25 protein-coding genes and 3 pseudogenes are annotated in these 26,538 nt (G+C 57.7%); 13 read left to right on the top strand and 15 right to left on the bottom strand.

Annotation, left to right across the window (positions count from 1 at the left end; all coding sequences use genetic code 11):
• Positions 1-17: 17 nt before the first annotated feature.
• From MWU53_RS11800 to MWU53_RS11780, 5 genes are all read left to right on the top strand, one after another.
• Complete coding sequence (locus MWU53_RS11800) at positions 18-1,271, top strand: ABC transporter substrate-binding protein (RefSeq protein WP_247093574.1); 1,254 nt, start codon at positions 18-20, stop codon at positions 1,269-1,271.
• 64 nt (positions 1,272-1,335) lie between these two features.
• Positions 1,336-2,250, top strand: a complete 915-nt coding sequence (locus MWU53_RS11795) for a sugar ABC transporter permease (RefSeq protein WP_247093572.1) — start codon at positions 1,336-1,338, stop codon at positions 2,248-2,250.
• A 12-nt stretch (positions 2,251-2,262) separates the two neighbouring features.
• A complete protein-coding gene (locus MWU53_RS11790; protein ID WP_163039073.1) occupies positions 2,263-3,102 on the top strand; it encodes a carbohydrate ABC transporter permease in 840 nt (279 codons plus the stop codon).
• Positions 3,099-4,133 (top strand): Gfo/Idh/MocA family oxidoreductase, encoded by a 1,035-nt coding sequence (locus MWU53_RS11785; RefSeq protein ID WP_247093571.1) that lies wholly within the window; start codon positions 3,099-3,101, stop codon positions 4,131-4,133. The genes MWU53_RS11790 and MWU53_RS11785 overlap by 4 nt, the downstream gene beginning before the upstream one ends.
• A complete protein-coding gene (locus tag MWU53_RS11780) occupies positions 4,130-5,122 on the top strand; it encodes an ABC transporter ATP-binding protein (RefSeq protein WP_247093568.1) in 993 nt (330 codons plus the stop codon). Before MWU53_RS11785 ends, MWU53_RS11780 begins: the two co-directional genes overlap by 4 nt.
• 300 nt (positions 5,123-5,422) lie before the next feature.
• Here the strand turns inward: MWU53_RS11780 and MWU53_RS15955 are convergent, their stop codons facing one another.
• The 4 genes from MWU53_RS15955 to MWU53_RS11765 all read right to left on the bottom strand — a co-directional run bounded on the left by MWU53_RS15955 (position 5,423) and on the right by MWU53_RS11765 (position 7,699).
• Positions 5,423-5,551: a hypothetical protein gene (locus MWU53_RS15955; protein WP_281501395.1), complete on the bottom strand. Its 129-nt coding sequence runs from the start codon at positions 5,549-5,551 to the stop codon at positions 5,423-5,425.
• Positions 5,552-5,773: 222 nt separating this feature from the next.
• The gene (locus MWU53_RS11775; protein WP_247093566.1) at positions 5,774-6,316 is read right to left on the bottom strand and encodes a GFA family protein; all 543 of its coding nucleotides are present in this window, start codon (positions 6,314-6,316) and stop codon (positions 5,774-5,776) included.
• An 11-nt stretch (positions 6,317-6,327) separates the two neighbouring features.
• On the bottom strand, positions 6,328-7,218 hold the full coding sequence (locus MWU53_RS11770; protein ID WP_247093564.1) for a class I SAM-dependent methyltransferase: 891 nt from the start codon (positions 7,216-7,218) through the stop codon (positions 6,328-6,330).
• A 52-nt stretch (positions 7,219-7,270) separates the two neighbouring features.
• On the bottom strand, positions 7,271-7,699 hold the full coding sequence (locus MWU53_RS11765) for a hypothetical protein (protein WP_247093562.1): 429 nt from the start codon (positions 7,697-7,699) through the stop codon (positions 7,271-7,273).
• A gap of 149 nt (positions 7,700-7,848) precedes the next feature.
• Between MWU53_RS11765 and MWU53_RS11760 the strand changes: the two genes are divergently transcribed.
• The gene (locus MWU53_RS11760) at positions 7,849-8,547 is read left to right on the top strand and encodes a helix-turn-helix domain-containing protein (protein WP_247093560.1); all 699 of its coding nucleotides are present in this window, start codon (positions 7,849-7,851) and stop codon (positions 8,545-8,547) included.
• Between the two features lie 861 nt (positions 8,548-9,408).
• Here MWU53_RS11760 and MWU53_RS11755 read toward each other — a convergent pair.
• The 7 genes and pseudogenes from MWU53_RS11755 to MWU53_RS11725 form a co-directional block, all read right to left on the bottom strand.
• Positions 9,409-9,792, bottom strand: a pseudogene (locus tag MWU53_RS11755) (integrase core domain-containing protein); the annotation flags it as partial.
• Between the two features lie 371 nt (positions 9,793-10,163).
• A complete protein-coding gene (locus tag MWU53_RS11750; protein WP_247093558.1) occupies positions 10,164-10,502 on the bottom strand; it encodes a RidA family protein in 339 nt (112 codons plus the stop codon).
• A gap of 82 nt (positions 10,503-10,584) precedes the next feature.
• On the bottom strand, positions 10,585-11,520 hold the full coding sequence (locus MWU53_RS11745; RefSeq protein WP_247093872.1) for a hypothetical protein: 936 nt from the start codon (positions 11,518-11,520) through the stop codon (positions 10,585-10,587).
• Positions 11,521-11,525: 5 nt separating this feature from the next.
• A complete protein-coding gene (locus tag MWU53_RS11740; protein WP_247093556.1) occupies positions 11,526-12,839 on the bottom strand; it encodes a TRAP transporter large permease subunit in 1,314 nt (437 codons plus the stop codon).
• Positions 12,836-13,549 carry a TRAP transporter small permease subunit gene (locus tag MWU53_RS11735; protein ID WP_247093554.1) on the bottom strand — a complete coding sequence of 238 codons (714 nt, stop codon included), beginning with the start codon at positions 13,547-13,549 and terminating at the stop codon, positions 12,836-12,838. The genes MWU53_RS11740 and MWU53_RS11735 overlap by 4 nt, the downstream gene beginning before the upstream one ends.
• 78 nt (positions 13,550-13,627) lie before the next feature.
• Positions 13,628-14,608: a TRAP transporter substrate-binding protein gene (locus tag MWU53_RS11730; protein WP_247093552.1), complete on the bottom strand. Its 981-nt coding sequence runs from the start codon at positions 14,606-14,608 to the stop codon at positions 13,628-13,630.
• A gap of 33 nt (positions 14,609-14,641) precedes the next feature.
• On the bottom strand, positions 14,642-15,892 hold the full coding sequence (locus MWU53_RS11725; protein WP_247093550.1) for an FAD-binding oxidoreductase: 1,251 nt from the start codon (positions 15,890-15,892) through the stop codon (positions 14,642-14,644).
• A gap of 102 nt (positions 15,893-15,994) precedes the next feature.
• Here MWU53_RS11725 and MWU53_RS11720 point away from each other — a divergent pair, with 102 nt between their 5' ends.
• Positions 15,995-16,930: a LysR family transcriptional regulator gene (locus MWU53_RS11720; RefSeq protein ID WP_247093548.1), complete on the top strand. Its 936-nt coding sequence runs from the start codon at positions 15,995-15,997 to the stop codon at positions 16,928-16,930.
• Positions 16,931-16,953: 23 nt separating this feature from the next.
• Complete coding sequence (locus tag MWU53_RS11715; protein WP_247093546.1) at positions 16,954-17,613, top strand: aspartate/glutamate racemase family protein; 660 nt, start codon at positions 16,954-16,956, stop codon at positions 17,611-17,613.
• Positions 17,614-18,280: 667 nt separating this feature from the next.
• Here MWU53_RS11715 and MWU53_RS11710 read toward each other — a convergent pair.
• From MWU53_RS11710 to acsA, 4 genes are read right to left on the bottom strand one after another with little or no spacing between them, the layout of a single operon-like run.
• Entirely contained in the window at positions 18,281-18,529 is a 249-nt protein-coding gene (locus MWU53_RS11710; protein WP_163039090.1) for a phosphopantetheine-binding protein, read from the bottom strand.
• A complete protein-coding gene (locus MWU53_RS11705) occupies positions 18,526-19,692 on the bottom strand; it encodes a dihydrolipoamide acetyltransferase family protein (protein WP_247093544.1) in 1,167 nt (388 codons plus the stop codon). Before MWU53_RS11705 ends, MWU53_RS11710 begins: the two co-directional genes overlap by 4 nt.
• A 1-nt stretch (position 19,693) precedes the next feature.
• Positions 19,694-21,688, bottom strand: a complete 1,995-nt coding sequence (gene pdhA / locus MWU53_RS11700; protein WP_247093543.1) for a pyruvate dehydrogenase (acetyl-transferring) E1 component subunit alpha — start codon at positions 21,686-21,688, stop codon at positions 19,694-19,696.
• Positions 21,685-23,424, bottom strand: a complete 1,740-nt coding sequence (gene acsA, locus MWU53_RS11695) for an acetate--CoA ligase (protein ID WP_247093540.1) — start codon at positions 23,422-23,424, stop codon at positions 21,685-21,687. Before acsA ends, pdhA begins: the two co-directional genes overlap by 4 nt.
• Positions 23,425-23,970: 546 nt before the next feature.
• Between acsA and MWU53_RS11690 the strand changes: the two genes are divergently transcribed.
• From MWU53_RS11690 to MWU53_RS11670, 5 genes and pseudogenes are all read left to right on the top strand, one after another.
• The gene (locus MWU53_RS11690) at positions 23,971-24,255 is read left to right on the top strand and encodes a DUF1330 domain-containing protein (protein WP_247093537.1); all 285 of its coding nucleotides are present in this window, start codon (positions 23,971-23,973) and stop codon (positions 24,253-24,255) included.
• Positions 24,256-24,594: 339 nt separating this feature from the next.
• A pseudogene (locus MWU53_RS11685) lies at positions 24,595-24,759 on the top strand (nicotinate-nucleotide diphosphorylase (carboxylating)); the annotation flags it as partial.
• Between the two features lie 102 nt (positions 24,760-24,861).
• On the top strand, positions 24,862-25,554 hold the full coding sequence (locus MWU53_RS11680; RefSeq protein WP_247093535.1) for a phosphatidylserine decarboxylase: 693 nt from the start codon (positions 24,862-24,864) through the stop codon (positions 25,552-25,554).
• A gap of 3 nt (positions 25,555-25,557) precedes the next feature.
• Complete coding sequence (gene pssA, locus MWU53_RS11675; protein WP_247093533.1) at positions 25,558-26,313, top strand: CDP-diacylglycerol--serine O-phosphatidyltransferase; 756 nt, start codon at positions 25,558-25,560, stop codon at positions 26,311-26,313.
• A 4-nt stretch (positions 26,314-26,317) separates the two neighbouring features.
• Positions 26,318-26,538 (top strand): annotated as a pseudogene (locus MWU53_RS11670) (hypothetical protein); the annotation flags it as partial.

The raw sequence follows: 26,538 nt of genomic DNA, 5'->3' as shown, positions 1-26,538 counted from the left end.
ACTTCTGGGAGGAAAAAATGAAACGTAGTTTGTTCTCGCTGGCGCTTGCCGGCACCGCATTGGTCGCGACAAGCGCCTATGCAGAAGACGTCACGCTGACCATCGAAAGCTGGCGCAATGACGACCTGACCCTGTGGCAGGACAAGATCATTCCGGCTTTTGAGGCCGAACATCCCGGCATCAAGGTGAAATTCAGCCCGTCGGCCCCTGCCGAATACAACGCGGTCCTGAACTCGAAACTGGACGCTGGGTCGGCTGGTGATCTGATCACTTGCCGCCCGTTCGATGCCTCGCTGGCCCTGTTCGAAGCAGGTCACTTGGCTGATCTGGACGACATGGAGGCCATGGGCAACTTCTCGGACGTGGCAAAGTCCGCATGGCAGACAGATGATGGTTCGGCCAGCTTCTGCGTGCCGATGGCATCCGTGATCCACGGCTTCATCTACAACAAGGACGCCTTTGCCGAGCTGGGCATCGAGGTTCCGACCACCGAGGCCGAGTTCTTCGCCGCTCTCGACACCATCAAGGAAGACGGCAGCTATATCCCGATGGCGATGGGCACCAACGACCAGTGGGAAGCGGCCACCATGGGCTATAACAACATCGGTCCGAACTATTGGAAGGGCGAAGAAGGTCGTCTGGCGCTGATCAAAGGCGAACAGAAGCTGACCGACCCGCAATGGGTTGCGCCTTATGCGACACTGGCCAAATGGGGCGGCTATCTGGGTGACGGCTATGAGGCTCAAACCTATCCCGACAGCCAAAACCTGTTCACGCTGGGCCGTGCTGCCGTCTATCCGGCCGGATCGTGGGAGATCTCGGGCTTCAACGCCTTGGTTGACTTCGAAATGGGTGCCTTCAAGCCGCCCGTCCAGAATGCAGGCGACACCTGCTATATCTCGGACCACACGGACATCGGCATCGGCATGAACGCCAAGACTGCCAACCCGGACGCTGCCAAGACGTTCCTGTCTTGGGTCGCAAGCCCCGAGTTCGCGTCGATCTTTGGCAACGCTCTGCCCGGCTTCTTCCCGCTGTCCAGCACACCTGTTGAACTGGAAGATCCGCTGGCGAAAGAGATCGTAGGCTGGCGCGGCGAGTGCGAAAGCACAATCCGCTCGACCTATCAGATCCTGTCGCGTGGTACGCCGAACCTAGAGAACGACACCTGGGGCGCGTCCGTGGCCGCCATCAAAGGCACGTCGTCACCTGAAGAGCTTGGTCAGAAACTGCAAGACGGTCTGGCCAGCTGGTACGCACCGCAGCAGTAACCTCCCTCTGTTGCAAACGACCCGGACGCTTTGATGGCGTCCGGGCACACACCCGGAGTTTCCCATGCAAAAGCCTCGTATCCGTTGGCACATTGCCGTGTTCCTTGCCCCTGCTGTGCTTGTCTATACGGCGGTGATGATCTTCCCGCTTTTCAACACGCTGCGCCTGTCCTTGTTCAGCAAGATTGATCAGGAGCGCGTCTATGTCGGGCTTCAGAACTTCCAGACCCTGTTTGGGGATCCGATCTGGTCCGAGCAATTCTGGAACGCATTGGGCAACAATTTCTGGTTTTTCCTGATCCACATGCTGGTTCAGAACCCGATCGGCATCGCTCTGGCCGCGATCCTCAGCCATCCCCGGCTGCGCTTCGCTGCACTTTACCGCTCGGCCATCTTTATCCCAACGATCCTAAGCTTCGTGATTGTTGGCTTTGCGTGGAAACTGATCCTGTCGCCCATCTGGGGCATCGCTCCTTCGATGCTGGATGCGGTGGGCCTGAAATCCCTATTTGCGCCTTGGTTGGGCAAGGAAGAATACGCGCTGACCACGCTTGCACTCATTTCCGTCTGGCAGTTCGTCGGTATCCCGATGATGCTGATCTACGCCGCGCTTCTGTCGATCCCCGAAGAGGTTCTGGAAGCGGGCGAAATTGACGGTATCACTGGCATGTCTGCCTTCTGGAAGATCAAGCTTCCGCTGATCCTGCCCTCGATCGGTATCATCTCGATCCTGACATTCGTCGGCAATTTCAATGCCTTCGACCTGATCTATGCCGCGCAAGGCGCGTTGGCGGGGCCGGCCTTCTCGACCGATATCCTTGGCACGTTCATGTATCGGACATTCTTTGGCTTCCAGCTGCAACTGGGAGACCCGCATATGGGATCGGCCATCGCTGGCGCCATGTTCGCGATCATCCTTGTGGGGGTCTGCATCTATCTTTTCGGCATCCAAACCCGGATGCGCCGGTATCAGCTGTAAGGAGTTAGGACCATGAATCAGGCCCGCACAAACCCGCTGAATACAGCCGCGATGCATGGCGCGCTGATCCTTTACACGCTGATCGCGCTGTTCCCGGTCTTCGTGATCCTGATCAACAGCTTCAAGACGCGCAAAGCGATCTTCCGCGAGCCTTTGGCGATGCCGGATGCAGACAGTTTTTCGATGATCGGCTATCAGACGGTGATGAAGCAGGGGGATTTCTTCCTCTACTTCCAGAACTCGATGATCGTGACCGTGGCGTCCTTGTTCTTCGTGCTGCTGTTCGGCGCAATGGCGGCCTTCGCGCTGAGCGAATACCGTTTCAAAGGCAACACGCTGATGGGGCTTTATCTTGCCCTTGGCATCATGATCCCGATCCGCATCGGTACCGTGGCCATTCTTGAAATGATGGTGGCGACCGGGCTGGTCAACTCGCTCTGGGCGCTGATCCTTGTCTACACCGCACAAGGCCTGCCGCTTGCCGTCTTCATCCTGTCCGAGTTCATGCGGCAGGTGTCGGACGACCTGAAAAACGCAGGCCGGATCGACGGGCTGTCTGAATACACGATTTTCTTTAAATTGGTGCTGCCACTGGTGCGCCCGGCGATGGCAACGGTCGCCGTGTTCAACATGATCCCAATCTGGAACGACCTGTGGTTCCCGCTGATCCTGGCCCCGGCCGAGGAAACCAAGACGCTCACCCTTGGCAGCCAGGTCTTCATCGGACAATTCGTGACCGACTGGAACGCGGTCCTGTCCGCCCTGTCGATGGCGATCCTGCCGGTCTTGGTGCTCTACGTCATCTTCTCGCGTCAACTGATCCGCGGCATCACGTCGGGAGCCGTGAAATGACCCGTGTTCTGATCGCAGGTCTGGGGAATATGGGGATGAGCCACGCGCTGGCGCATCACCATCATCCAGACGCCGAGATTGTGGGATTGGTGAACCGGTCGGGCAAGGTAGACGCCCCCGATCTGGCCCCCTACCCCGTTTTCACTGATTTCCACGAGGCCCTCTCCACCACTCACCCCGACCTCGTGGTTATTGCCACCTATTCCGACAGCCACGCCGACTATGCTGTGGCCGCGATGGAAGCAGGTGCGCATGTCTTCGTCGAAAAGCCACTGGCGACGACAGTGGAAGATGCGCGCCGGGTGGTGGACACGGCAACCCGGCTGGGCCTGAAGCTGGCCGTAGGATACATCCTGCGCCACCATCCCAGCTGGGTGCGCCTGATCGAAGAGGCTCGCGCTTTGGGCGGTCCATATGTGTTTCGCATGAACCTGAACCAGCAAAGCACAGGTGCCGAGTGGGAGACCCACAAGGCACTAATGCAGACCACCGCCCCGATCGTTGATTGCGGCGTGCATTATGTGGATGTCTGGTGCCAGATCACCGATGCCAAACCCGTGCGCGTGAACGCTATGGGGCTGCGCCTATCAGACGAAATCGCGCCTAACATGTACAATTACGGCCAATTTCAGGTCACGTTCGACGACGGATCGGTCGGTTGGTACGAGGCAGGCTGGGGCCCGATGATGTCCGAGACCGCGTTTTTCGTGAAAGACGTAATCTCGCCCGCGGGATCGGTGTCGATCACTGAAGCCGACAAGGCCGGTTCTTCGGACGTGGATGGCCACACCAAGGTCGGAGGCCTGTTGGTGCACCGCCCAGACGGCGACACCGTGATCGACCTGCCTGATGAACCCGGCCACCAAGAGCTTTGCGACGCCGAGCAAGCCTATATGCTGCGCTCGATCCGCGAAGATATCGACCTAACCCGACATATGCAGGACGCCGTTCAATCGCTGGCCATTTGTTTGGCTGCTGACGAAAGCGTCCGTACTGGACAACCCGTAAACCTGATGGAGGTGACGCCATGACGGCGCTGACCCTGACCAATGTGAACAAATCCTTCGGCAAAGTTCATGTGCTGAAAGACATCAATATCGAAATCGAAGAAGGCGAGTTCGTTGTGTTCGTCGGCCCATCCGGTTGCGGCAAGTCCACCCTTCTGCGCGTGATCGCCGGGCTGGAAGACGCAAGCTCGGGCGAGATCCGGATCGGGGACGATGTGGTGAACATGACCCCGCCGTCCAAGCGCGGCATCGCGATGGTGTTCCAAAGCTACGCGCTTTATCCGCACCTTAACGTGCGCAAGAACATGTCGCTGGCGCTGAAACAGGAAAAGCAGCCCAAGGATGTGATCGACGCTCGCGTGGCCGAGGCCAGCCGCATGCTGAACCTTGAGGAATATCTTGATCGCTTCCCGTCAGAGCTGTCGGGCGGCCAGCGTCAGCGCGTCGCCATCGGGCGCGCCATCGTGCGCCAGCCAAAGATATTCCTCTTTGACGAGCCCCTGTCGAACCTCGACGCAGCCCTGCGCATGAACACCCGGATCGAGATCGCCGGCCTGCATGCGCAGCTTGGCACGTCGATGGTCTATGTGACCCATGATCAGACCGAAGCGATGACACTGGCCGATAAGATTGTTGTTCTGCGTGACGGACGGGTCGAGCAGATTGGCAGCCCGATGGAGCTGTATAACAACCCGGCAAACCAGTTTGTCGCGGGCTTTCTGGGCTCTCCGGCGATGAATTTCTTCCCAGCCGGTCTGGTGACGGAAGGCGATGATCGGACTATGGGCGTGCGCCCCGAGGATCTGTATCTGGCAGACGACGGCGCACTATCGGTACATGTCAGCCATGTTGAAAAACTTGGTGGAGATACGAACGTGATCGCCAAACTCGGCGACCAGCAGATTACGGCACGCCTGTTCGGTCAACATGACATTGCAGAAGGGCAGTCCCTGTCACTCGGATTCGACGCCGACAATGCGTATTTCTTTAGCCCGGAAGGCGCGCGCATTTAATACCCCTCAAAGCTGGTCTTGCAGCGCACTGCCAAAAGCGCCCGCACGCCCCGCAAGAATGTGTTCTTGCCTGGGGATCCCATCATATGTGTTAGCGCAAGGCTTGCGTCGCAGGTGGTGAAACCGCCCAAGCGTGTGACATGCGCCAGCCCACGCGGGATCGTGTCGCTGCCCAAAGCGCTGGATCGAACGCCACTCCGGGCAGAAGGCAGCGTTCCAGCATCGCGGGTGGGCCATAGCACCAGGTAGAGTAGATGAAGATCAGGGCATTGCACCAAAGAATGTCCTCGATATCGTCCTCTACCCAAGACGGTTGCGACCGGTGTCCAAATAGTTGCGCAATTCGTCCCCGTCCATGACCGGGTTGAAGCTTTCGGGGGACGGGTGGCAAAACACGATCAACACCCGCATCTTGCTTGAAATGATCATAGGTCATCCTTGGAAAGCATGCGAAAAATGAACACCATACGGGTGTGCGCCGACTGGATCTAGCCAATACCGCCTTTCCAAACTGCAGGACAATTCTGCCACAGTTGGTAGGGGTGCTTGGCGACCTGTTCTGAGATCGGCTTGGAAACAGAGAGCGGAAAGCGGGGCTTCGCGGCGCCTGCCGCAGGGACGCCAACTACTGTCACATTCCCTTTCCGTTCATCAATGCGCGGTACCACGCGTTTTGGAAGCGATGATCACCGCATAGCGTGCGAGGCTTTCTTTCGACCAAGTTTTCGCGGGATCATAGTACGCGTCGAACTGTGGCGCTGGGCCGGACAGAAGGACATGTTTCTGTTTGGAAGATGTGTAGATGTGCACATCGGGGGGCGTCAGGCTTGGGTCGTCCAGCGTTCCGGCGCGTATGAAGAGGACATGGTTCCCGACCTTCGGCAGGGCGTGATATCTGCTCCAGACGGCAACTCCGCATTCCGGACAACGCGAGATCGTCTGCCCGGCCCCACTGGGTGTTGTCACTTGGTGGTCGCGCACCGCACCGGAAAGGAGCTCTACCCGATCTGACTCGATCAAAGCATTGACCGCATAGGCTGCGCCGGTCTGGATTTGGCAGAATGTGCAGTGGCAACCATGTACGATCAGAGGCTTGGAGTGCATGTGGTATCGCACATGACCGCAGGTACATCCGCCGGCATAGGGCTCAAAGGTCCCCTCTGCATCCACCGTTGCATCGGAATTTTTTCCCATTCTGCGTCCTTTCACTGCTGCGGCGTAGTCGCCGAGATCATCCAAGATGCGCTGTTCATCCAGATGCCGTCTGCATCGTGACGCGCCGCGGAAAACAACGCGTGCAGATCCGTTTCGATGGCGGACCGCTTACGTTCGGCCGCGTCGCCTGCCGTGCGAAAAATCTCGCCCGCAGGGCCAATGGCCAGTTGAAACGCGATCGCCTCTTCAATTGTTCGCCCGACCAGAACCTGTGCGTCAATCTTTTCAAATGAGATGTCGGTGAATCCCGCCGCCTCCATTTGCGTCCGTACAAGCGTCGGGTCCGCCATCGAGAACGGGCCAGGGCCACAACAGGGCGCGTCTGCGTCCGGCTGTGGAAGGTGCTCCAGAAGAACCGACCGCGCAGCCGCCAGCCACGGGTTTTCCGCGCGATGTCGCCAGACAATATGGGTCAGCCGCCCACCGGGGCGAAGTGCTTTGCGCATGGTGCGCAGGCCAGACACGGGGTTCACGAAGAACATGGTGCCGAAACGCGCAAAGACACTGTCATATTGCTGTTCGGGCAGGTGAACCTCGGCGTCTGCGACGTGAAAATTGGCGTTCGCCAGCCCCGAGCTGCGCAGTTCGGATTGCGCGACGTTTACAAAATCGGGGCAGCAATCGACTCCGGTCACATGGCCGCTCGTGCCGACCATCCGCGCCAGAGCCAGCGTGGTGTCGCCGAAACCGCAGCCAACATCGAGAACCTGCGCGCCGTTCTGGATTTCCAGGCGCGGAAAAACTTGGGCGCTGTGGCGCGACAGGCCACCTTCCAGAATGTGGCGATAGGTCAGGAACTTCGGGGCTAGAACGTCATTCCAGAACTCGACAATCGGCGAGACTGGCACCGCAAAGGGGGTGGTGTGGTCAATCTTGGTCATGGGAATTCTCCTTGGAAAGCCGGGTCGCATGATCAACGCGACCCGGGGATCATCAGGCGGCCGAGGCGCGGGACCAGCTATAGTGGGGGGCACGTTCGCCGCGCAGATAGCGAAGGACGTCCGTGGTATCGACGACAAGCGACACCAGGTTCGTCACGAACAGCACGGCAATCCAGCTTGCCAGCTGCGGATCGGCTTGAATTGCCTCAAGCCGGGTGGCCATCCAGGCGAACATCGGGATCCACATCAGGTGGACAATGCCCAAAATGCGCGTGAAGCCAATCCGGTCGTAGATCAGGGCTTGCCCGGCAACGGCAACACTGGTTACGGCCAGCAGGACCTGTGCCTCGATATGCGTGATGAAATACAGACAGCCCAGATTGACGCCGACAAGCCAGACATTCCAGATCCGTGGGACAATGCGAAACCGCAGATAGACGACACCGAAGATCTGCAGCACGTTTTTTACGAAGTTGTACATGGTTTCCTCCTTCTGTTGCCGGTGTGGTCCGGCGATGAAGAAGAAGTACCCAAGCGAGCAGGCAGGACATACTGCGCCCAGTGTAGTAAACAACTACGTATTGCGTAGTCCGCCCGCACGACACTATCCTGACATCAGGAGGTTCCAACATGCGCAGCTATGGCCAGTTCTGCCCCGTGGCGAAATCGGCAGAAATTCTGGGAAACCCTTGGACACTTTTGATCGTGCGCGAGCTGCTTCTGGGCAGCAGCCGGTTCTCTGCGCTGCAAAAGGGGCTTCCCCGGATATCCCCGACCGTCCTGAACACACGGCTCAAAGAGTTGGAAGAAAACGGCGTGATCGTGAAGCGGCGCCTGAGCGGCCAGCGCGGGCATGAATACCGCTTGACCCCTGCCGGGAACGAGCTGTCCGCCGTTGTCGAGGCTCTGGTCGTGTGGGGGATGCGCTGGGCGCGCGATGAAATGGATGATGACGATCTGGATGTGACGTTTCTGATGTTCGACATCCAGCGCAACCTGAAGCTGGACGAGCTTCCGGGGGGTGAAACCGTCCTTTGCTTCCAGTTCCCGGGCCTTGAAGAGTTCGGAAAATGGTGGCTGGTCTGCACGCACAAAGAGGTGGACCTGTGTTATCAGGATCCGGGCAAAGACATTGATGTGTTTGTGACCGCGTCATTGCGCGACTTGATGGGGGTTTGGATGGGCGATGTCCCCCTGTCAGAGGCGCTTGCGGATGAACGCATTGTGCTGATCGGGGAAACCGCCATCTGCAATCGGTTCCGTAAATGGTTCCCGCTGTCGACGGCTGCCGGCATTCCACGGCCTGCCGACGCAGAAACCTGCTTCTAATAACAGGCCGCATTCATTTGATCCGCTGGCACGTGGGACGGTCGGCAGATCGCACAACGCAGAGCGCAGGGTCTGCCATGAGCTTGATCGCTTGCGTGGTCAATTCAGCAAGGCGTTCGGGCGCGACCCCGACAACATCCCCACCACCACGGCGCACCAATGGAGACAGTCGAGCGATACGCTCGACCAATCCAGCAAACTCTTCCCTAAGGGAACAGACTTACGCCTTAGACCCGTTCAGTATCCGTGCAACTTAAGAAGTTGGTTCAGGCGCGTCGTCAGGCCACGCGAATCTCCGACCAAACTCAAATCGTCACATAGGCTATATGCAATGACACGGGCGGTGCCGTAGGGCATAGCGGGCCGAATTCCCTGCAAGAATCCAATAAATTCGGCTTTGGAATCGTTGATAATCCTTACCTTAGGCAACGGCCCTCTTTCGCAAGGATTATGAATTGTGTGGGTGGATTGCGAAAGCGCAGGCGTCGCAACAGAAAGGCCAAGAACGGCGGCCACAATAACATTCTTCATCGGTACTCTCACTCTTTACCCATAAACAATAACTTATCTGGCGCGGTCATTGAACCCTCTATCAAACGCGATGGTAAATACACCTGCCCCAGAGGATTACCGGACATTCCAAATCCGCCTAGGGCTTGATTGCTCCCCTACCTGAGGAGGGGTCCGGTTAACGGCCGCCGGGCCATGTGACACAGCCCTCTGATCCAGGTCGTTGGAAAGTAGAACCCGTTCCAAGGTCTTTCTCGTGACTTTCAGATTTGGATGAGAGATGCAGCTTCGCCCAGATGAGTTGAAGTTGGTTGAGCTGTCTGTACCAGCCGAAGGGTTGATCAGCCCCATCTAAGTGGTCCAATTTGAGTGTTCGTGCATGATCGGCCTGGTTTCCACCGGAACGATGACCTCCGGAGCCGGCGGGCGGTAGCACCGAGCACTATGCGGTCGTTTGGTGTTGTAGTGTTTTCCACTGACCGCTCGGTGAATGCATGCATTCACCGAGCGGTTCCGTTGTTCAATCAGGATTTGCGCTTCCCGTAGGCTGCAAAATACCTCTCCATTCAGCAACGCGTCTCTGAAGCGTGCGCTGGAGCTTTCACAGTATCCGTTCTCGCAAGGTGATCCTGGTTCAATGTAGGCCGTTTGGGCACCGACCGCTGCGATCCAATCTCGAACGGCCTGAGCAATGAACTCCGGGCCATTATCAAATCTGGGTGAGAGATTTGGTGGAGCCTAGCGGGGTCGAACCGCTGACCTCTTGCATGCCATGGGCGAGATTGGTTTGTGAGACCCGTACAGGTAAATGGAGGGAAGTGGACGAAATTGGACCGAATTGTGGGTTCTGGAAAGGGTTGGAATTCAGGGCAGAAAGTTCAATTTCGCTGAGTTTGGTTGAAAGCTCTTGGGTTTTATACAAGTGACCAAAGGGTGACAAAGAGACGGATTTGTTTCGATTCCGAAGTCCCTTATCGGCCTATTCCAGACATTCGCGCCATCGGTCGTGGAGGTCCGTTCCTTGGTCAGATAATCAACAACCACCCTTTCGGGGCGCCCCGAAGGGGCGCTAATCTGAGTTGGTGTGAAGGGGAAAGAGCCGACTATCAACAGGCAGCGGTAACGATGACCTCTACCTTCAGCTCGGAGCGTGCAAGGCGCGCCTCGCCGCAAGCGCGGGCCGGGGCATAGCCTTCGGGAACCCAGGCATCCCAAACCGCGTTCATTTCTGCGAAGTCAGCCATATCCGCCACCCAGACGATTGCCTGCAAAATATTTTCTTTTGATGTGCCCGCTTCGGCAAGCAAGGCATCGACTCGCGATAGGCAATCGCGTGTTTGCTCGGCGACCGTATCGCCAGCCCCGACCTGCCCGCACAGATAGACAGTTCCGTTGTGTTTTACGATTTTGCTCATGCGCTGGCCGGTATGGATACGCTCGATCATGTGTCATTCCTTCGATAGGTGGTTAAATGCGCAAGCCGGAAACTTCGACTGGTTTGAGTATGAAAGCTCTGCTGCCCCGACATCACGCCGAGGGGATCCGCCTTCCCAGTAGAGGGCGCATCAGGAAAGGTGTGAGATACATGGGGATCTGGTAGCACCCCAAAAACATCAGAAAACTGTCTGTTTGGGTGGCGCTGGACGCGACAAGAAAGAGCGCCACATTTCGATTGCCTGCAACCACGGCCATTGGGGCTGAGCTAACCACGTCCCCACCACGATTGAGAACCAGATAGGCGATCACCTGCAGGCCCAGATTAATGACCAGTGCAATGAACAGCCAACCTGCAAGAGCCGCAGGATTGGTCGACAGGGCGGGCGCCACTGCGCTCATCAGACCGACAACGACAATGGCAAGCGTCAGAATGGTTATCCCATCGACCCCACGGATTTCTGTTTCGCTCATATTGGGGTGCAGAAGGGCGCGTGCGACAAAGGCGAAGGCAATCGTCACACCAAGAGCCGCGCCAAGGCGCAACGCCGCAGCAAGCGCCTGTGTCAGGCTTCCGAGGGCCGGGGAAAACCAGAAAACCGGAATAAGAGTGAGCGGCAGGAGCAGAGTACCCAAGACAAGCAAACGAAAGGCCGGTTCGGGTGAATGACCAAGCAGCAATGACAGATTGGGGCTTCCCGTAAGCGGAGGGGCTGCGAGCATCAGCGTCAAGGCAATCGTGACGGGGCTTTGAGCGAGGCCAAACAGACCAAAAACACCCAGGCAGACCAGAGGTAGGACAAGCTGATAGGTCAAGACCACGCCCAACACGCTCCAGGAACGGCGCAGCCCTTCATGGGTTGCTGGAAACCCAACACGGAACGCGGTCAGGAACAGCAGGAACAAGACCATTTCGCTCAACCAAGGGCGAAGGGCCTGTGCGACTGCTGGCAGGGCAAGCCCCGCCAGCAATCCGGCAACAAGGACAAACCGCCCATACCGTGCGAACAGCCCGAGCGATTGCAGCATCAGGGTCAACCGCCGGGTCCCTGCCGAATGTTATTGGGCAACCAGGTCGCAAGCTCTGGCCAGACCACAAGGATCACCACCATAAGCAGCATCAGACCGACCATCGGGATCGCGGTTTTCGCGATATAGCCGATCTGGTGGCGGGTCATGCCCTGCAGCACGAACAGGTTGAACCCAATGGGCGGCGTCACCTGTGCAGTTTCGATTACCACCACAAGGAAGATGCCGAACCAGATCACGTCAATTCCGGCTGCGCGGATCATCGGCTCGACAATCGCCATGGTCAGAACAACCGAGGACAGCCCGTCCATGAACATGCCCAGGATCAGATAAAAGACCGTCAGCACCGCAATCAGCGCGATGGGCGACAGGTTGTAGCTGTCGATCATCTCGGCCAGCGCGCGCGGCAGGCCTGTGAAGCCCATAGACAAGGACAGGAACTCGGCCCCCATCAGGATGAAAGCAATCATCGCCGAGGTCTTCGTCGCGCCCATCAGACTGTTCTTGAACGTATCCCAGCTAAGCGATCCTTGCATCGCGGACAGAAGAAGCGCGCCGGTGACGCCGACGGCAGCGGCCTCGGTCGCGGTCGCAAACCCCATATACATCGACCCGATGACAACGAAGACAAGACCGAAGAGGGGCAACAGGAAACGGCTTTCCGACAGCATGGCGCCAAGAGACATTCTGGGTTCGGGCTCGGGCCGTTGGTCTTTGTAGATGAAGTGCCACGCCACGATGTAGAGCATGAACAACCCTGCCAGCACGAGGCCGGGGAAGACGCCTGCCATGAAAAGCTTGGTGATGCTCTCGTTGATGGTCACGCCGTAGACGATAAGCGTCAGCGACGGCGGGATCATCAGCCCAAGGGTCGCCGCACCGGCCAGCGTCCCGATGATCATGAACTCTGGATAGCCGCGTTTGCGCAGTTCGGGGATCGACATCTTGCCGACCATGTTAAGGGTTGCTGCCGACGACCCTGAAACGGCCGCGAAAATGGTGCATCCAGCGATATTGGTGTGCAAAAGCCCACCCGGCAGAAAGCGCATCCAAGGGGCAAGTCCGCGGAACATGTCTTGCGACAATCGCGTTCGATAGAGGATCTCTCCCATCCAGATGAACAAAGGCAGCGCCGTCAGTGTCCAGCTCGAGGACCCGGCCCAGATCGTCGTGATCATCGCGTCGCCCGCAGGCCGCGACGTGAACAGCTCCATGCCGACCCAAGCCACGCCCATGAGCGCAAGACCAATCCAAACGGATCCGCCCAAAAGGGCAAAGAGCACGAAAAGGAAGATCGCTGTGGTGTAAAGTTCGCTCATTCCAGAACCTCCTCGTGAATCTGGCTTTCCCCCAAGGCGAGGAGACGTGTGAGGTAATCCCAAATGGCAACGGCCAGCAGAACCGCGCCGATCGACATTGGAAGTTGTGGAAGCCAAATGGGTGTATAGACCCAGTCAGAACCGGTCGCGGCCCACATCTCTCCCCATTTGGCAGGAGAGTTTACGAACATGGCGAGCGTGGTCAGCAGCCACTCAGGCACCAGGTCCTGCCCCTGTGTGCGATCATTGATCATCTCGGACACGATGTTGGTCTTGATCGCATATCTCGCGAAATAGGTCGCCGTGATCGCGGCGATGAACTTGGCAGCGGCGTCTAGCCAGAATTCGGTGTGCCGGTTGAGATTGAGCAACACCGAAACCCGAATATGCCCACCTTGAGTAAGCGTGTAGGCAAGTGCGAAGAACGATGTCGCGGCCATGGCATAGCCTGCGTATTCCGTTGCTCCGGGGAAGGTCATACTCGACCACCGCGCGACCATTTGCCCAATGATGAGCAGGAGGATCACCATCATGAAACCGGCGCCAATGACACCTGCGGCTTTATAGATCTTGTCAAGAATGCGCCAAACGGGCTGCAAAAGCCGCGCGGCCTTGGGACCTTGCCACAGGCAATAGAGAGCCAGACAGGTCGGAAAAACAAAGAGCCAAACCCATAAAGGTAGGCCCAGAAATGGTTGCCAATCTCGCATCAAGTTGTCCCCCGCGATGAAGTTTGGAGAAGGCCCCTTTCGTGTCAGGGGCCTTCTCCAGAGTGCTTGGTTTCAGCCTTAGTTGGCGTTGTAGGCGTCAAGAATAGCCTGACCGTCTTCACCAACGGCTTCCAGCCATTCTGCGGTCATTTCAGCGCCAATTTGCTCCAGCTCTGCCCGGAAATCAGGGCCCGCTTCCTGAACAGCCATGCCGTTTTCAACGAACTGTTCGAAGTACCAGCTGGCCAATTCTGCCGACTTGGCCGCGCAGGACACTGCGGTTTCGTCAGCTGCTTTCTGCATGGCCGCCTGCGTGTCGGCGTCCAGACCATCCCAGATGCCTTTGTTCACGAACACATAGTTGCGCGGGAACCAAGCGTTGACCTTGTAGTAATCGGACACATGTTCCCACAGCTTCCGGTCATAGCCGGTGGACCCCGACGAGATCATGGAAGCCGCAACGCCAGTGGCGAAGGCTTGCGCGATTTCAGCCGCTTCGATGGTGACCGGAATCATGCCCAGTTTTTCGGCGATCTGCGCGGTGGCAGAGTTGTAGGCGCGGAATTTCACACCTTGGATATCAGCCGACGAGTTGACTTTCTGATTGAAGTAGAAACCCTGGCCCGGCCATGGGCAGGTGTAGAGGGTCACCAGGTTATGGTGTGACAGGCGTTCATTCACGATGTCCTTGGCCGCGGCCCAGAGCTTGTCGTTGTCTGCATAGGACGTTGCGACGAAGGGCAGGTTGTCCCATCCAAGGATCGGCTCTTCGTTGGCGTGGGCCGACATGAATCGCTCGCCGATCGGTGCTTGGCCGGTCTGAACCGCGCGTTTGATCTCGGCACCGCCGAACAGCGAACCGCCGTGGTGTGGCGTGATGTCGATGGCGCCGCCGGTGTATTCGCGGACCTTATCGGCGAACATGACGCCATGCTCGGAATGGAAGTTCGTCGCGGCATAGGCCATGGGCATGTCCCATTTTTCGGCGGACGCCGCAGTGCCGGCGATGGTAGTTGCTACGATTGCAGCGGCAGTTTTCAGTTTTGTAAGTGCAGTCATGGTTCTCTCCCTGATTTGGTGCACGTTTCTTCGTTAGTGACCCGAAGCGAACCGCATGGGTTCGAATGGGCTCGTGTCATAGTTTGGGTGTTTTCCGGCAATCATCTCGGCCACCAGCCGGCCCGTTTTGGGACCACCTGTTAGACCGATATGGTGGTGGCCAAATGCCGTGAATACACCGGTGGACCCGAGTTCGCCGATCAACGGCAGACTGTCCGTGGGGGCCGGGCGGAACCCCAGCCATTCTTCGTCGGATTCGCATTCAAGGCCCGGAAACATCTCTTTCACTTTACGGCGAAGGAGCTTCAAAGGCGCTTTTGAGCGCTTCTCGCTCAGCCCGCCGAACTCGACCACGCCCGCGCAGCGAACGCCCTGATCCATCGCTGTCGCGACGAATTTTCCAGCGGTCAACATCATCGGATTGTTGGGGCGCTGGCTCGGCCCCTTGAAGGTGATGTGATACCCCCTCTCGGCCTCGAGCGGCACATTGATCCCCAGTTTTTGCATCAAAGGACGGGACCAGACCCCCGACGCAACCACAACCCTGTCGCAATGAAAGCGCCCTTGCGTCGTGTCCACCGCGCTGACCTGTCCGCCGCTCAGGTCAAAATCCGTCACTTCCGCCTGAACAAACTTTCCGCCCATTTTCTCGAGCAGCTTCACCAGATCCTGTACATACGACCCCGGGTTCAGGATAAATCCATGGTTCTTCAGAACGGCCAAAAGCTGGGTGTTCGAACCCAGGATCGGCTCAGCTTCCTGCACGGCGTCGCCTTCGACCAACTCGGGCTCAAAGCCCGCTTCCTTGCGCAGCTGCCACGCGAACGCATCCGCCTCGAATGCTGCGCGATCCGCATATGCAAAACTGTAGCTGCTGCTTTGTACCCATTTTGCGGCGTCGGTGCCCGCGGTGAGCGATTGATGCTGTTCAAAGCTATCTCCAACGATCGTCGCCAAGCCTTGGCTGATGCGGCGTGTATCGCTTTCGTTGGCGTGTGACATGTACTTCACGAGCCACGGAAGCAGTTTGGGGACGTATCCCCAACGCAGAAACAACGGAAAGTTGGGATCGAGCAGATAGCTCGGGCTTTTCATCAACAGCCCCGGCCCGGTAACCGGCACGACCGAGCAGCTCGCCAGAATGCAGCCATTGCCATAGGACGCCCCCATCCCGGGCGTGCCCTTATCAAGCAAGGTAACGTCAAAACCGGCACGCCTTAGCCAGATGGCCGACGCGGTGCCAACAATCCCCGCTCCAACAATGACGACGTGCTTTGGCTTCATTCGATCATGCTCCTCTTTAAGGACAACAGTCTCGCAGCTGCCAAATATCATTTCCAATATTAATTTATGGCAGGTATATCATAAAAAATGATAGAAAGAGGAATGAAACTCAGATTCAGACAGTTACAAGCCTTCCACGCGATAGTAGACACCGGCACCGTGACCGGAGCAGCCGATGCGCTGGGCATCTCGCAGCCGGGGATATCTAACCTGCTTGCCGAACTTGAGCGTCAAACCGGGCTGAAGCTTTTTGAGCGTCTGCACGGACGGCTTGTTCCCACACCGGAAGCTGAATTGCTGCACCGTGAAATCGACACCGTTGTCCGGGGGCTTGACCATGTAACACAGGCAGTCGTGGACCTACAGAACAAGCAAGCAGGGCACCTTCAAGTGGCGTCTCAGCACTCTATGTCCTTTGGATTCATGCCCAAGCTGATCGCAGAGTTTTCCAAGACACGGCCGGACATGAATATCTCGTTCCAGTCGCAGTACAGCTCGAAAATTCAGGAGTGGGTTCTGTCTGGACTGTTTGAAATCGGCATATGCGAAATGCCAATGCTCTATGATGCGCTCACAGTGTATCCGCTTCATATCGAAACCAAAATCGCCTTGCACAAGGACAATCCGCTGGCGCGCCACGAGGTTCTGACGCCGGACTTGCTGCGCGATGAATCTTTCATCGTTATGGGGCCAGAGCACATCACGTCGCGGCGACTTAGAAACGTGTTCGAGGCGGCTGAAGTTCCGCTAAGGACGCGCGTTCATTCGCATCTCTTCAAGAACCTTCTGAGCTTCGTCAAAGAAGGGATGGGTGTAGCCCTGCTTGACCGTTTTGGCCTTGAGTTCGACTATGATGATCGATTTGTGGCACGTAGGTTCGAACCACAGATCACCATGGACATGGCGATCGTAACATCCGCCACACGCCCCCTGTCACTGGTGGGAAAGGAATTTCTGGCCTATCTCCTTGAAGAACTGGAACCCTATTCGGCAACCGGTGCACCGATTGGGGCAATGAGTAAAAGCGAAAAAACATGAACCAGCCAAGCCTTGGCGTCTTGATGCTTGAAACGCAATTTCCGCGCCCGTTGGGCGATATTGGAAACCCGGGGACATGGGGGTTTCCCGTGCGCTTTCACACCGTGCCCGGAGCAAGTGCGGGAAAGGTGGTGCTGGACGACCCGCGGAAAATTCTGGGCGACTTTGTTGATGCAGGTCGTTCGCTTATCGCTGAAGGTTGCACTGGAATCGCGACCTCCTGCGGCTTTCTTTCTCTTCTACAGGATGATCTCAAGTCAGCATTGGGTGTGCCGTTTGCCAGTTCCCCCCTGATGCAATTAGCGATGATTGAAACCCTGCTTCCGTCGGGCCAAGAAGCCGGTGTTTTGACCATCTCGAAAGATAGCCTTAGCGACGCACATCTTCGCGCGGCAGGTGCGCGGCCGGATACGGCTATGGAAGGCTTGCCAAGAGAGGGTGCCTTTGCCAGTGCCGTGTTCGAAGATCGAAAGGAAATGGACTACGCGGCCTGCCGAGACGAGATGATCTGGGCTGCAACATCGCTTCTTCAAGCCGCACCAAAGGTCAAAGCAATCGTTCTGGAATGCACCAACATGGCGCCCTATGCGGCAGACATCACTAAATCCACTGGCTGCCCGGTCTACTCGGTGGTCACCTTTCTCAACTGGTTTCACGCGGGGTTATCGCCGGCTCGATTTTGAAGCGGCCATAGTTTACCTCACAGTATGAAGCTTGGATTAGAGGGGATCTGGCTGCCACGTTCCGCGTCAGCTTTCGACTACGACAGCCTTGCCAGACGGCACCGCCGAGCCCTCCCGACCTGCAAAGCTGACCTTGGGAATGGTCGCGGCGAACAACCGCTTTCTGCCCTTCCAAATACTGACCTCTTGCTTGGCGGCTACCCGCGTCTGGACGGCAAGCTCTACCGCGTGTTCCCGGGGCCCGGTGTCGCTCAGCAATGGCCCCTGCCCCGCCAAGGTGGCGGTGGGCCGGTGCTCTACTCAAATTTCCTCAAGCGTTATTGGCGACCGGCTTTCAAAGCCGCTCGGGTCCGTTACGCCACTCACCATTCAGCGCGGCACAGTTTTGTCTCCACTCTACAGGCGCAAGGCGTCGAGGTGGGGCTGAGGTGCTGGATCGTCTTTATCAGGTCAAGAGCGGCGCCTGACGGAGAGACGCCCAGGAGGCCCGCAGGAGCCGGGTAGATAGCTGGCGCAAGTCGCCGGGCGCTCCGTGCACCCTCCGGTGGGCAGGGAGATGGAGCCGGGGTGCCACCATACCCGGCATGCGCAAGCAATTAGAGCGGATTTCAGACCTTCACCACAAGTCGCGTCTTTGTCCGCGTCTCTGGAAATATGGTACTACGTCTTATCCGGTGATCTTGCCAGCGAGGTATCGAACAGCCTTGGCAGGGGTATCGATCTCTGGATACTCAGCTTCGGGGATCGATATGCCTAGGCGTTCGTGTAAAGCTGTGACGAGGGATAAGATATCCATCGAATCCAGCTCCAGATCATCCTGAAGATGGTCATCATCGGACACGTCGGCGGGATCGATATCTGGTGCAACCTTGTGGATTTCACTCAGGACGATATCTCTGATTTCACTGTCGTTCATAATTCCTCCGGTCTTGAAAGCTTTTCAGCCAACACAGTCAGATATTTCGATGCTTGCAGCCCGTCGCAGACACGGTGGTCGGCCGAGAGTACAAAATTCGTCACTTCACGGGGTATGATCGCGTCCCCCACCACCCATGGCCGGACCTGGGGGGCGCCGACCGTCAGAAGTGCAACCTGTGGAGGGAAAATTACACCCGTCATTTGCTCGGCACCATTTTCGCCTAGGCTCGACACTGTCAGTGTCCCACGGGTCATTTCTGAACCGCGCAACCGTCCGCTCCGCGCCCGGGTGACGAGGTCACGCATCCCGGCCATGACATCATCAAGCGACATGGTGTCGGTCCGGTGCAGCGCCGGTGCAATCAGTCCTCCACCGCGCAATGAAATGGCCACACCTGTGTTGATCTCGTCCGACGGGACAAAAGCGCCATCGGTGAAATGGCCGTTCAACGTTTTGACCGAGCGCGCGGCAAGGGCGGCGGCTTTCACGAGCACAGCACCCAACAACACCCGTTCGGAAGGGGGGCGGTCTGAATTTCGGGCAGCAAGCCAGTCCGAGACGCCCTGTGTCTCGATCGTATGCGAGGCGGAAAAATGGGGTATTTCGCGTTTTGAACGCACCATGGCTGCGGCAACGGCTTTGCGCATTTCTGAAAGACCGCCTTCAGTTGTCTTGGCTATATTCTTCGGTTTCTCGCTTGCTTCGACATCGGCGAGAACGATTGCTCCGCCAGGGCCGCTACCTTGTAGGGTAGAGAGGTCTATTCCCAACTTATGTGCTGCACGGCGGGCTGCAGGGCTTGCACCGATACTTGTCAGCGATCTGGGTGGGCCTGCGGTGACCTTTGGCGCGGAGAGTTTGCTTGCAACAGCTACACTTGGTTGCTTGGAGCTCGGTTCGGGTACGGCCTCGACTGTTGGTGGCTCCTCTGCACCAATCCAGGCCAGTTCTTGGCCAACCGGTACGGTTTGCCCGACGCTTGCAATCAATTCCGTTACGATCCCAGCCTCGAAGCTTTCGATCTCGATTGCCCCTTTCTGTGTTTCGACAACGGCCACGACATCGCCCCGGCGCACCTCGTCTCCTGGCTTTATTAGCCATTCGACCAATGTTCCCGCTTCCATGTCCGCGCCCAGTGATGGCATCCGAAAAATAGCCATATCACTCGCGCCCCATGGTTGCCTTCACCGCCGCGACAATCACGGGCACCTGCGGGATCGAGGCATCCTCTAGGTGTTTCGGATAGGGGATTGGCACTTCGGCGGCGCAGACCCGCCCAACCGGCGCATCCAGCGTCCAGAATACCTGCTCTGTGATCCGCGCCGAGATTTCTGCCGCCAGCGAGCCGCTGCGCCAGCCCTCGTCCACGATGACCGCGCGGCGGGTGCGGGCAACGGATGCCATGATGGTCTCATCATCCAAAGGTCGCAGAGACCGCAGGTCGATTACCTCGGCGTCTATCCCTTCGCCGGCAAGTGCCTCGGCCGCATCGAGTGTTTTGTAAAGCGAACCGCCATAGGTGATCAACGTCACGTCGTTGCCCGGCCTGCGGATTGCGGCCCGCGAAATGTCGACGGGGCCAGCGTTCGTGTCGATCTTGCCAGACCTGTTGTACAGCATCACGTTCTCGAAGATCAGCACAGGATCGGGGTCCTGCAACGCCGTCCACAACATCCCGCGCGCATCTTCCAGCGTGGCTGGGGCGAGCACCTTCAGCCCCGGGATATGGGCGTACCAGCCTTCAAGGCTGTGCGAATGCTGCGCGGCAAGCTGCTTGCCCGCCCCGGTCGCCATCCGAATGACCACCGGTACGTCGAACTGCCCTCCGGACATATGGCGCAGGGTCGCCGCAGTGTTCAGGATCTGGTCCAGCGCCAATAGGCTGAAGTTGACCGTCATCAGCTCCACGATGGGGCGCATCCCCGCGCAGGCCGCGCCAATCCCGGCCCCGGTGAACCCGGATTCTGACAGGGGCGTGTCGCGGATGCGATCCGGGCCGAACACCTTCATCAGCCCCTTCGACACCGCGTAGCAGCCGCCATAGGCGCCCACATCCTCGCCCATCAAAAAGACACGGTCGTCGCGCGCCATGGCGTCCGAAATCGCGGTGCGGACGGCTTCGCGGTAGGTGGTTTCGACCAGAGCTCCAGAGGGCATCGTGACTTCTGGCGGAGGTGCCGAGGGCGCCATGACATCCTTGGTCAGCGTGTCGACAGGCTCCCACGTGCCGGCTTCGGCGAACGCGACGGCTTCGTCGATTTCCGCCGCCACCTCTGCTTCGATCGCGGCAATCTCATCTTCGTGGATCAATCCGTTGACCAAAAGCCACGTCTGGAAGCGGACGATGGGTCCTTTTGCGCGCCATGTTTCGACCTCGTCCTTGTCGCGGTAAAGCTGGGCATCGAACATCGAATGCGGTCGGAAGCGATAGGTGCGGCATTCCAGAAAAACGGGCTGTCCGGTGCTTCGAATGTGGTCCAGCGCCTGCATCGCTGCGGCCTCGACCGCAACGACATCCATGCCGTCCACCACGCGTGCTTCGACGCCATAGGCGGCGGCCTTGGCGCTGATGTCGGTCTCAGATTCCGAACGCTCTAGCGCGGTGCCCATCGCGTAGCCGTTGTTTTCGCAGACGAACAGAACTGGAAGCTGCCACAGGGCAGCGAGGTTCATGGACTCGTGAAATTCGCCTTCGGCCACGGCGCCTTCCCCGAAGAAACAGGCCGTGACCGCGCGGTCACTCCGCATGTGGTCGGCCAGCGCCAAGCCCGCCGCCAAGGGAAGCCCGCCCCCTACGATGGCATTGCCACCATAGAAATTCGTCGCGGCGTCGAAAAGGTGCATAGAGCCACCACGCCCGCCCGAGCAGCCTTCGGCCTTGCCGTACATCTCGGTCATGACAGACGACATCGAGACGCCCCGCATCAGCGCATGGCCGTGTTCGCGGTAGGTGGCCACGACGCGATCTTCGGCGGTCAGGCACGGGATGATCCCCGCCGCGATGGCCTCTTCCCCGTCATAGAGATGCAGGAAGCCGCGGATCTTTTCTTGCGTATACAGCTCGGCGCATTTGTCTTCGAATCGGCGGATGCGGATCATGTCCTGCAACAGCCGCCGCACATGGGTGTGGTCCAGTTTGGGTTTCTTGGCGGTCATTTCTCATCCACCTCCAATGTCGAGATATCGCCCTCGGGCAGGCCCAGTTCACGCGCCTTCAAAAGGCGACGCATGATCTTGCCTGACCGGGTTTTGGGCAGAGATTCACGGAATACGATTTCGCGCGGGGCGACGGCGGCCCCAAGGCGCTTGCGGGCAAGCCCGCGGATGTCGCGTTCTAGCTCTTCGCTTGGGGTCTGGCCGGGGTTCAGGGTCACGTAGGCTTTGACGACTTCCCCGGCCGTCTCGTCCGGGATGCCAATCGCGGCGGCTTCGGCCACGCTGTCATGTTCGATCAGCGCGCTCTCGACCTCGAACGGACCGATCAGGTGGCCCGAAGACTTGATCAGGTCATCGGCGCGCCCGACGAACCAGAAATACCCATCCGCATCGCGCATGGCGAGGTCGCCGGACAGATACCAGCCGTCTTGGAAGCATTTGTCGTACCGCGCCTGTTCGTGAAGATAGGTCCGCATCATCGAGGGCCATCCGGGCCGTAGGGAAAGCTCTCCGATCTCGCCGTCATTCATCTCGCGCAGGCCGCCATTGTCTTTCTCGACGATCCCCGCATGGATGCCGGGCATGGGTTTTCCCATCGAACCCGGCTTGATGTCTTGGGCGCGCGTGTTGGCGATCATGATGCCGCCGGTTTCGGTCTGCCACCAATTGTCGTGGAAGGGCAGGCCGAACACCTCGTGCGACCAGATCACGGCCTCGGGGTTCAGGGGTTCACCGACGCTGGCCAAGAACTGGAGCGCACTGAAGTCGAAACCTTCCGTGGCCTCTTTGCCCGCGCGCATCATCATCCGAATGGCTGTGGGGGCCGAGTACCAGATGGCGACACGTTCCTGTTCAAGGATCCCGTACCAGCGCTCGAGGTTGAACTCGGCCTCGTCAATGATCATCGTCACGCGGTTCACCAACGGGGAAATGATCCCATAGGTCGTCCCCGTCACCCATCCCGGATCGGCGGTGCACCAATAGGTCACCCCGGGTTGCAATTCCAGCGCATAGCGTCCGGACATCGCGTGATACAGAACCGCCTCGTGCACATGGACCGCGCCTTTTGGCTTTCCAGTCGTGCCTGAGGTGAAGTGGATCAGGGCGGGATCTTCGGGCTGTGTCCGGACCGCTTGGAAATCAGGCGACACATCGTCGAGCGCCGGGTCCAGTGCCACGCATCCTTCAGGCGCGTCATCGCCGACAATCAGGACCAACTGCAAGGAGGGTATCTCATCCCGCCAAGCTGCGACCTTACGTTTGTAAAGCGACTTTGTTGTGACCAGAACATTCGCGGCTCCGATCTCCATCCGCGTGCGAATGGGCTCGGGGCCGAAGGCGGCAAACAGCGGCGTAAACACCATTCCGGCCTTCAGTGTGCCCAAGGCGGCAGCATACAGCTCGGGCCGTCTGCCCATCGCAACGAAAACACGCGCGCCTTTGGTCAAACCGTGGGCGTATAGCAGATTGGCAAAGCGCGACGACATCTGGGCAAGTTCGCGATAACCGATCGCCCTGCGCGCGCCTGTCTTTGATAGCCAGACCAACGCGACCTGATCGCCGTGGCCCTGGTCAACGTGCCGGTCGACGGCTTCGAACCCGATGTTGATGGCATCGCCCGGCAACCCAGTCAGAAGTTCGCGGCCAAGGTCATGCGCTGATCGCGCCTTGCCCAGCTCAGCCGGGCGCCAGCATGCCACCGCGCAATCCTCGGGTGTTTTCCCGATAGTGCACATAGTGGTGTCCTCCTGCTTATAGCTTGGTGGCTCAAACAGGTGGCGGGCAATGATTCAAATCAAGACGCACTTTTTTTGCTCGTTAATCGATGTGGTCGCTTGCTGCGAGTCGGGTCGTCCTGCACATTTCCCGCTGTGCGTTTTATGAGGGCGGTGGCCTGCCAATTAGATCTGTTCAATACCTTTTCTGTTCAAAATATTCATGCGCGCCAAGAGCCACTTGGCTTGGGGCTAAAAAAGAAGCCGTGGGGTATCCTATACTGACCGAGATTGGCGCCCCAGACCCCGAATGCGCATATCCTCTATCATCCGCTCCCGAAGCGGCGTTGTCCTCTCCTCTGTCATTGGAACCTCCTCTGTCGACTGAGAAAACCCCAATCGTCAGACAGGTTCGTCAGTTCACAAAATGCACGACGTCAGGAACAATGCGAAACATCAGCCACAAGCACCATTGCCGCGAGAGCGGCTTCGTCCTTGAGCCCGAAGCTGCCATTGACTTTTCGTTTTCGGAATGCTGATTTTGAATTTCGAGTTAGAGGATTGGCTATGGGCAAAGGTTATCTGGTGGTTTGCTACAGATCCCCGCCAACCGAAGGAAACTTAGCAGCCTATGCATCAGACGCGAAACAGGCGATAGAAGCGTTGGGCGGTCGTTTCATCGCAAGAGGTATGCCGGTCAAGACCTTCGAGGCGGGTCAGAACGAGCGTTCGATCATCATTGAGTTCGCCTCCACCGACGCAGCAATTCGGGCTTACGAAGACCCGACATATCAAGCGATATTGCCGCGTTTGGGTGTCTTGCGCGATATGCGCGTGATTGAGGGCATCTAGGCTACTTGAGTTACTTCTCACCAGCGCTGACTGGTGCCTGTGTAGGTCGGTTCGAAGCTACCATTCGCTGCGATCAATTCGAAGGTCTGCTTTACGGCTTTCGCCACATTTGTCACCAGATCCGAGTGACACAGGACTTCATGCAAGCTGGTGACACAATGCGCGAAAGGTAGACGGATACCACGTAACCGCTTCAAACTATTATCTAATATGGGAAAGAGAATTGGTGGAGCCTAGCGGGGTCGAACCGCTGACCTCTTGCATGCCATGGGCGAGGTTCGCATGGCACAGGGGAAGATGAGCCCGCTGCGTGCGCGGATGATCGAGGATAATGATATGTTGCGCGAGGCCGTCGTGATGGTTGATGGCCGGTTGAAAACCGACGCCAGCGGCAATGTGAAATTGGATCGGATCGCCTCGATCACTGCGACGGGCGTGGATTATATCTCGTCCGGCGTGCTGACCCATTCGGCGCGGACAGTGGATCTAGGCTTGGACATTTAAGACCGTTCGATCCTGACCCTAAAACACTGCAGATTATAACATTGCAAATTTTGTCACTTTGACGATAGAAGGAGTCGTTTCAAACCAGATCAGGTTGCCCCCATGAAGATGCGTGACACGTTCCTAAAGCCAATGCATCCTGAGGGGCGCAAATTTGTCGGCATCTTTGCCGCAATCACGGTCGTCCTCTTTCTCATTTGGTCCGTTCTGGGGTGGATTGGAGTGGGGCTGACGATTTGGTGCTACTACTTTTTTCGGGATCCCGTGCGCGTCACACCTTCACGCGATGGGCTGATCGTCAGTCCTGCTGACGGCATCGTCTCGCTCATCGAAAAAGCTGTCCCGCCAGCCGAACTTGGAATGCCTGATACGGCTCTCACCCGCGTCAGCGTGTTTATGAGTGTCTTCAATTGCCATGTGAACCGTGCCCCAATAGCGGGTCAGGTCGCAGCGATAGCCTATCGTCCTGGCAAGTTTTTCAATGCGTCACTGGACAAAGCCAGTGCTGACAACGAGCGCAACAGCCTTTGTATTGAGATGGCTGACGGCCGCCAAATTGCCGTGGTGCAGATTGCGGGGCTGGTCGCCCGAAGGATCGTTTGCTTCACGACGAAAGGTGCCACCTTGCGTACCGGAGAGCGGTTCGGCCTGATCCGCTTTGGCTCACGGTTGGATGTCTATTTGCCCGATGGGGTAGAACCAATGGTCAACCTAGGACAAACCATGATCGCAGGTGAGACCGTTTTAGCAGATCTTGCCTCTACTGAACCCGCGCGCACCGCCTGGGCGGATTGATCAGTGACCGAGCCCTTGGATAGTGAGAAGCAATCAGATATTCGCTTGATCTATCTGTTGCCCAATCTCATTACCATCGCCGCAATCTGCGCAGGGCTTACCGCCATACGATTTGGGTATGAGGGCAACTTTGAATTGGCTGTTCAGCTTATTCTGGCAGCCTGTGTTCTTGATGGTCTCGACGGTCGGTTGGCGCGTCTATTGAACCGGGCAACCGCTGTAGGAGCTGAACTCGATTCACTGGCTGATTTTGTTAACTTTGGCGTCGCTCCGGTGCTGATCTTGCACAGTTGGGCCTTTCAAGACTTTCGAAGTGCTGGCTGGATTGCTGTATTGTTCTACGCAATTTGCTGTGTCTTGCGCCTTGCGCGTTTCAATGTCAGCTGTCGCTTGGAAACGGGTTCAACGCCGTCTGAGTTTTTTGTCGGTGTACCCTCACCTGCTGGAGCGGTCTTGGTGATGTTGCCGATGGTCTTCTCGTTTGCAGTTGCAGACATGCCTCTGACCCCTCCGGTCGTTGTTGCTTTGTACATCTGCTTGGTTGGTCTGCTGATGATCAGTCGTATTCCGACCTACTCATTTAAAAACATGGCCATGGATCGCGCCAACGCCAAATTCTTCCTGTTGGGGGCCGGGATTTTGGCCGCAGCCCTGCTGACCTACCTATGGGCTACGCTGACATTTCTGACCTTAGTTTACGCATCGTGCCTTGTTTGGGCATACCGCTGTTCACGAAAATCAAAACCTGTCGAGGGATAGTGTCTTGGAACTCAATGCCGTCAAAACCTCATACGCCCGTTGGGCGCCGGTCTATGACAGAACATTTGGGGTCATTACGAATGCTGGACGACGAACTGTCCGTCGTCAGGGTTTTTGGAACCAATGGCTGCGTAAACTAATAGAGAGTTTGGCTCATCTGGTTGGTTTCATTATGCGGCGTGGTGGCGGTGATGCAAGCGTCGCGTTTCGAGTGTCTTTTGTTTG

Source organism: Aliiroseovarius sp. S1123 (assembly GCF_023015885.1).
Taxonomy (GTDB): domain Bacteria; phylum Pseudomonadota; class Alphaproteobacteria; order Rhodobacterales; family Rhodobacteraceae; genus Aliiroseovarius.
Note: the sequence above shows the minus strand (reverse complement) of the source record. Positions and strands in the feature narration are given on the sequence as shown.

Excerpts from the sequence above, each read along its gene's own strand:
- MWU53_RS11770 (WP_247093564.1), bottom strand. The coding sequence starts at position 7,218 with ATGACCAAGATTGACCACACCACCCCCTTTGCGGTGCCAGTCTCGCCG.
- MWU53_RS11725 (WP_247093550.1), bottom strand. The coding sequence starts at position 15,892 with ATGAAGCCAAAGCACGTCGTCATTGTTGGAGCGGGGATTGTTGGCACC.
- MWU53_RS11760 (WP_247093560.1), top strand. The coding sequence starts at position 7,849 with ATGCGCAGCTATGGCCAGTTCTGCCCCGTGGCGAAATCGGCAGAAATT.
- pdhA (WP_247093543.1), bottom strand. The coding sequence starts at position 21,688 with ATGACCGCCAAGAAACCCAAACTGGACCACACCCATGTGCGGCGGCTG.
- MWU53_RS15955 (WP_281501395.1), bottom strand. The coding sequence starts at position 5,551 with ATGATCATTTCAAGCAAGATGCGGGTGTTGATCGTGTTTTGCCACCCG.
- acsA (WP_247093540.1), bottom strand. The coding sequence starts at position 23,424 with ATGTGCACTATCGGGAAAACACCCGAGGATTGCGCGGTGGCATGCTGG.
- MWU53_RS11795 (WP_247093572.1), top strand. The coding sequence starts at position 1,336 with ATGCAAAAGCCTCGTATCCGTTGGCACATTGCCGTGTTCCTTGCCCCT.
- MWU53_RS11690 (WP_247093537.1), top strand. The coding sequence starts at position 23,971 with ATGGGCAAAGGTTATCTGGTGGTTTGCTACAGATCCCCGCCAACCGAA.
- MWU53_RS11715 (WP_247093546.1), top strand. The coding sequence starts at position 16,954 with ATGCTTGAAACGCAATTTCCGCGCCCGTTGGGCGATATTGGAAACCCG.
- MWU53_RS11800 (WP_247093574.1), top strand. The coding sequence starts at position 18 with ATGAAACGTAGTTTGTTCTCGCTGGCGCTTGCCGGCACCGCATTGGTC.
- MWU53_RS11740 (WP_247093556.1), bottom strand. The coding sequence starts at position 12,839 with ATGAGCGAACTTTACACCACAGCGATCTTCCTTTTCGTGCTCTTTGCC.
- MWU53_RS11710 (WP_163039090.1), bottom strand. The coding sequence starts at position 18,529 with ATGAACGACAGTGAAATCAGAGATATCGTCCTGAGTGAAATCCACAAG.
- MWU53_RS11735 (WP_247093554.1), bottom strand. The coding sequence starts at position 13,549 with ATGCGAGATTGGCAACCATTTCTGGGCCTACCTTTATGGGTTTGGCTC.
- MWU53_RS11730 (WP_247093552.1), bottom strand. The coding sequence starts at position 14,608 with ATGACTGCACTTACAAAACTGAAAACTGCCGCTGCAATCGTAGCAACT.
- MWU53_RS11720 (WP_247093548.1), top strand. The coding sequence starts at position 15,995 with ATGAAACTCAGATTCAGACAGTTACAAGCCTTCCACGCGATAGTAGAC.
- MWU53_RS11780 (WP_247093568.1), top strand. The coding sequence starts at position 4,130 with ATGACGGCGCTGACCCTGACCAATGTGAACAAATCCTTCGGCAAAGTT.
- MWU53_RS11745 (WP_247093872.1), bottom strand. The coding sequence starts at position 11,520 with ATGCTGCAATCGCTCGGGCTGTTCGCACGGTATGGGCGGTTTGTCCTT.
- MWU53_RS11680 (WP_247093535.1), top strand. The coding sequence starts at position 24,862 with ATGAAGATGCGTGACACGTTCCTAAAGCCAATGCATCCTGAGGGGCGC.
- MWU53_RS11705 (WP_247093544.1), bottom strand. The coding sequence starts at position 19,692 with ATGGCTATTTTTCGGATGCCATCACTGGGCGCGGACATGGAAGCGGGA.
- MWU53_RS11790 (WP_163039073.1), top strand. The coding sequence starts at position 2,263 with ATGAATCAGGCCCGCACAAACCCGCTGAATACAGCCGCGATGCATGGC.
- MWU53_RS11765 (WP_247093562.1), bottom strand. The coding sequence starts at position 7,699 with ATGTACAACTTCGTAAAAAACGTGCTGCAGATCTTCGGTGTCGTCTAT.
- MWU53_RS11775 (WP_247093566.1), bottom strand. The coding sequence starts at position 6,316 with ATGGGAAAAAATTCCGATGCAACGGTGGATGCAGAGGGGACCTTTGAG.
- MWU53_RS11785 (WP_247093571.1), top strand. The coding sequence starts at position 3,099 with ATGACCCGTGTTCTGATCGCAGGTCTGGGGAATATGGGGATGAGCCAC.
- MWU53_RS11750 (WP_247093558.1), bottom strand. The coding sequence starts at position 10,502 with ATGATCGAGCGTATCCATACCGGCCAGCGCATGAGCAAAATCGTAAAA.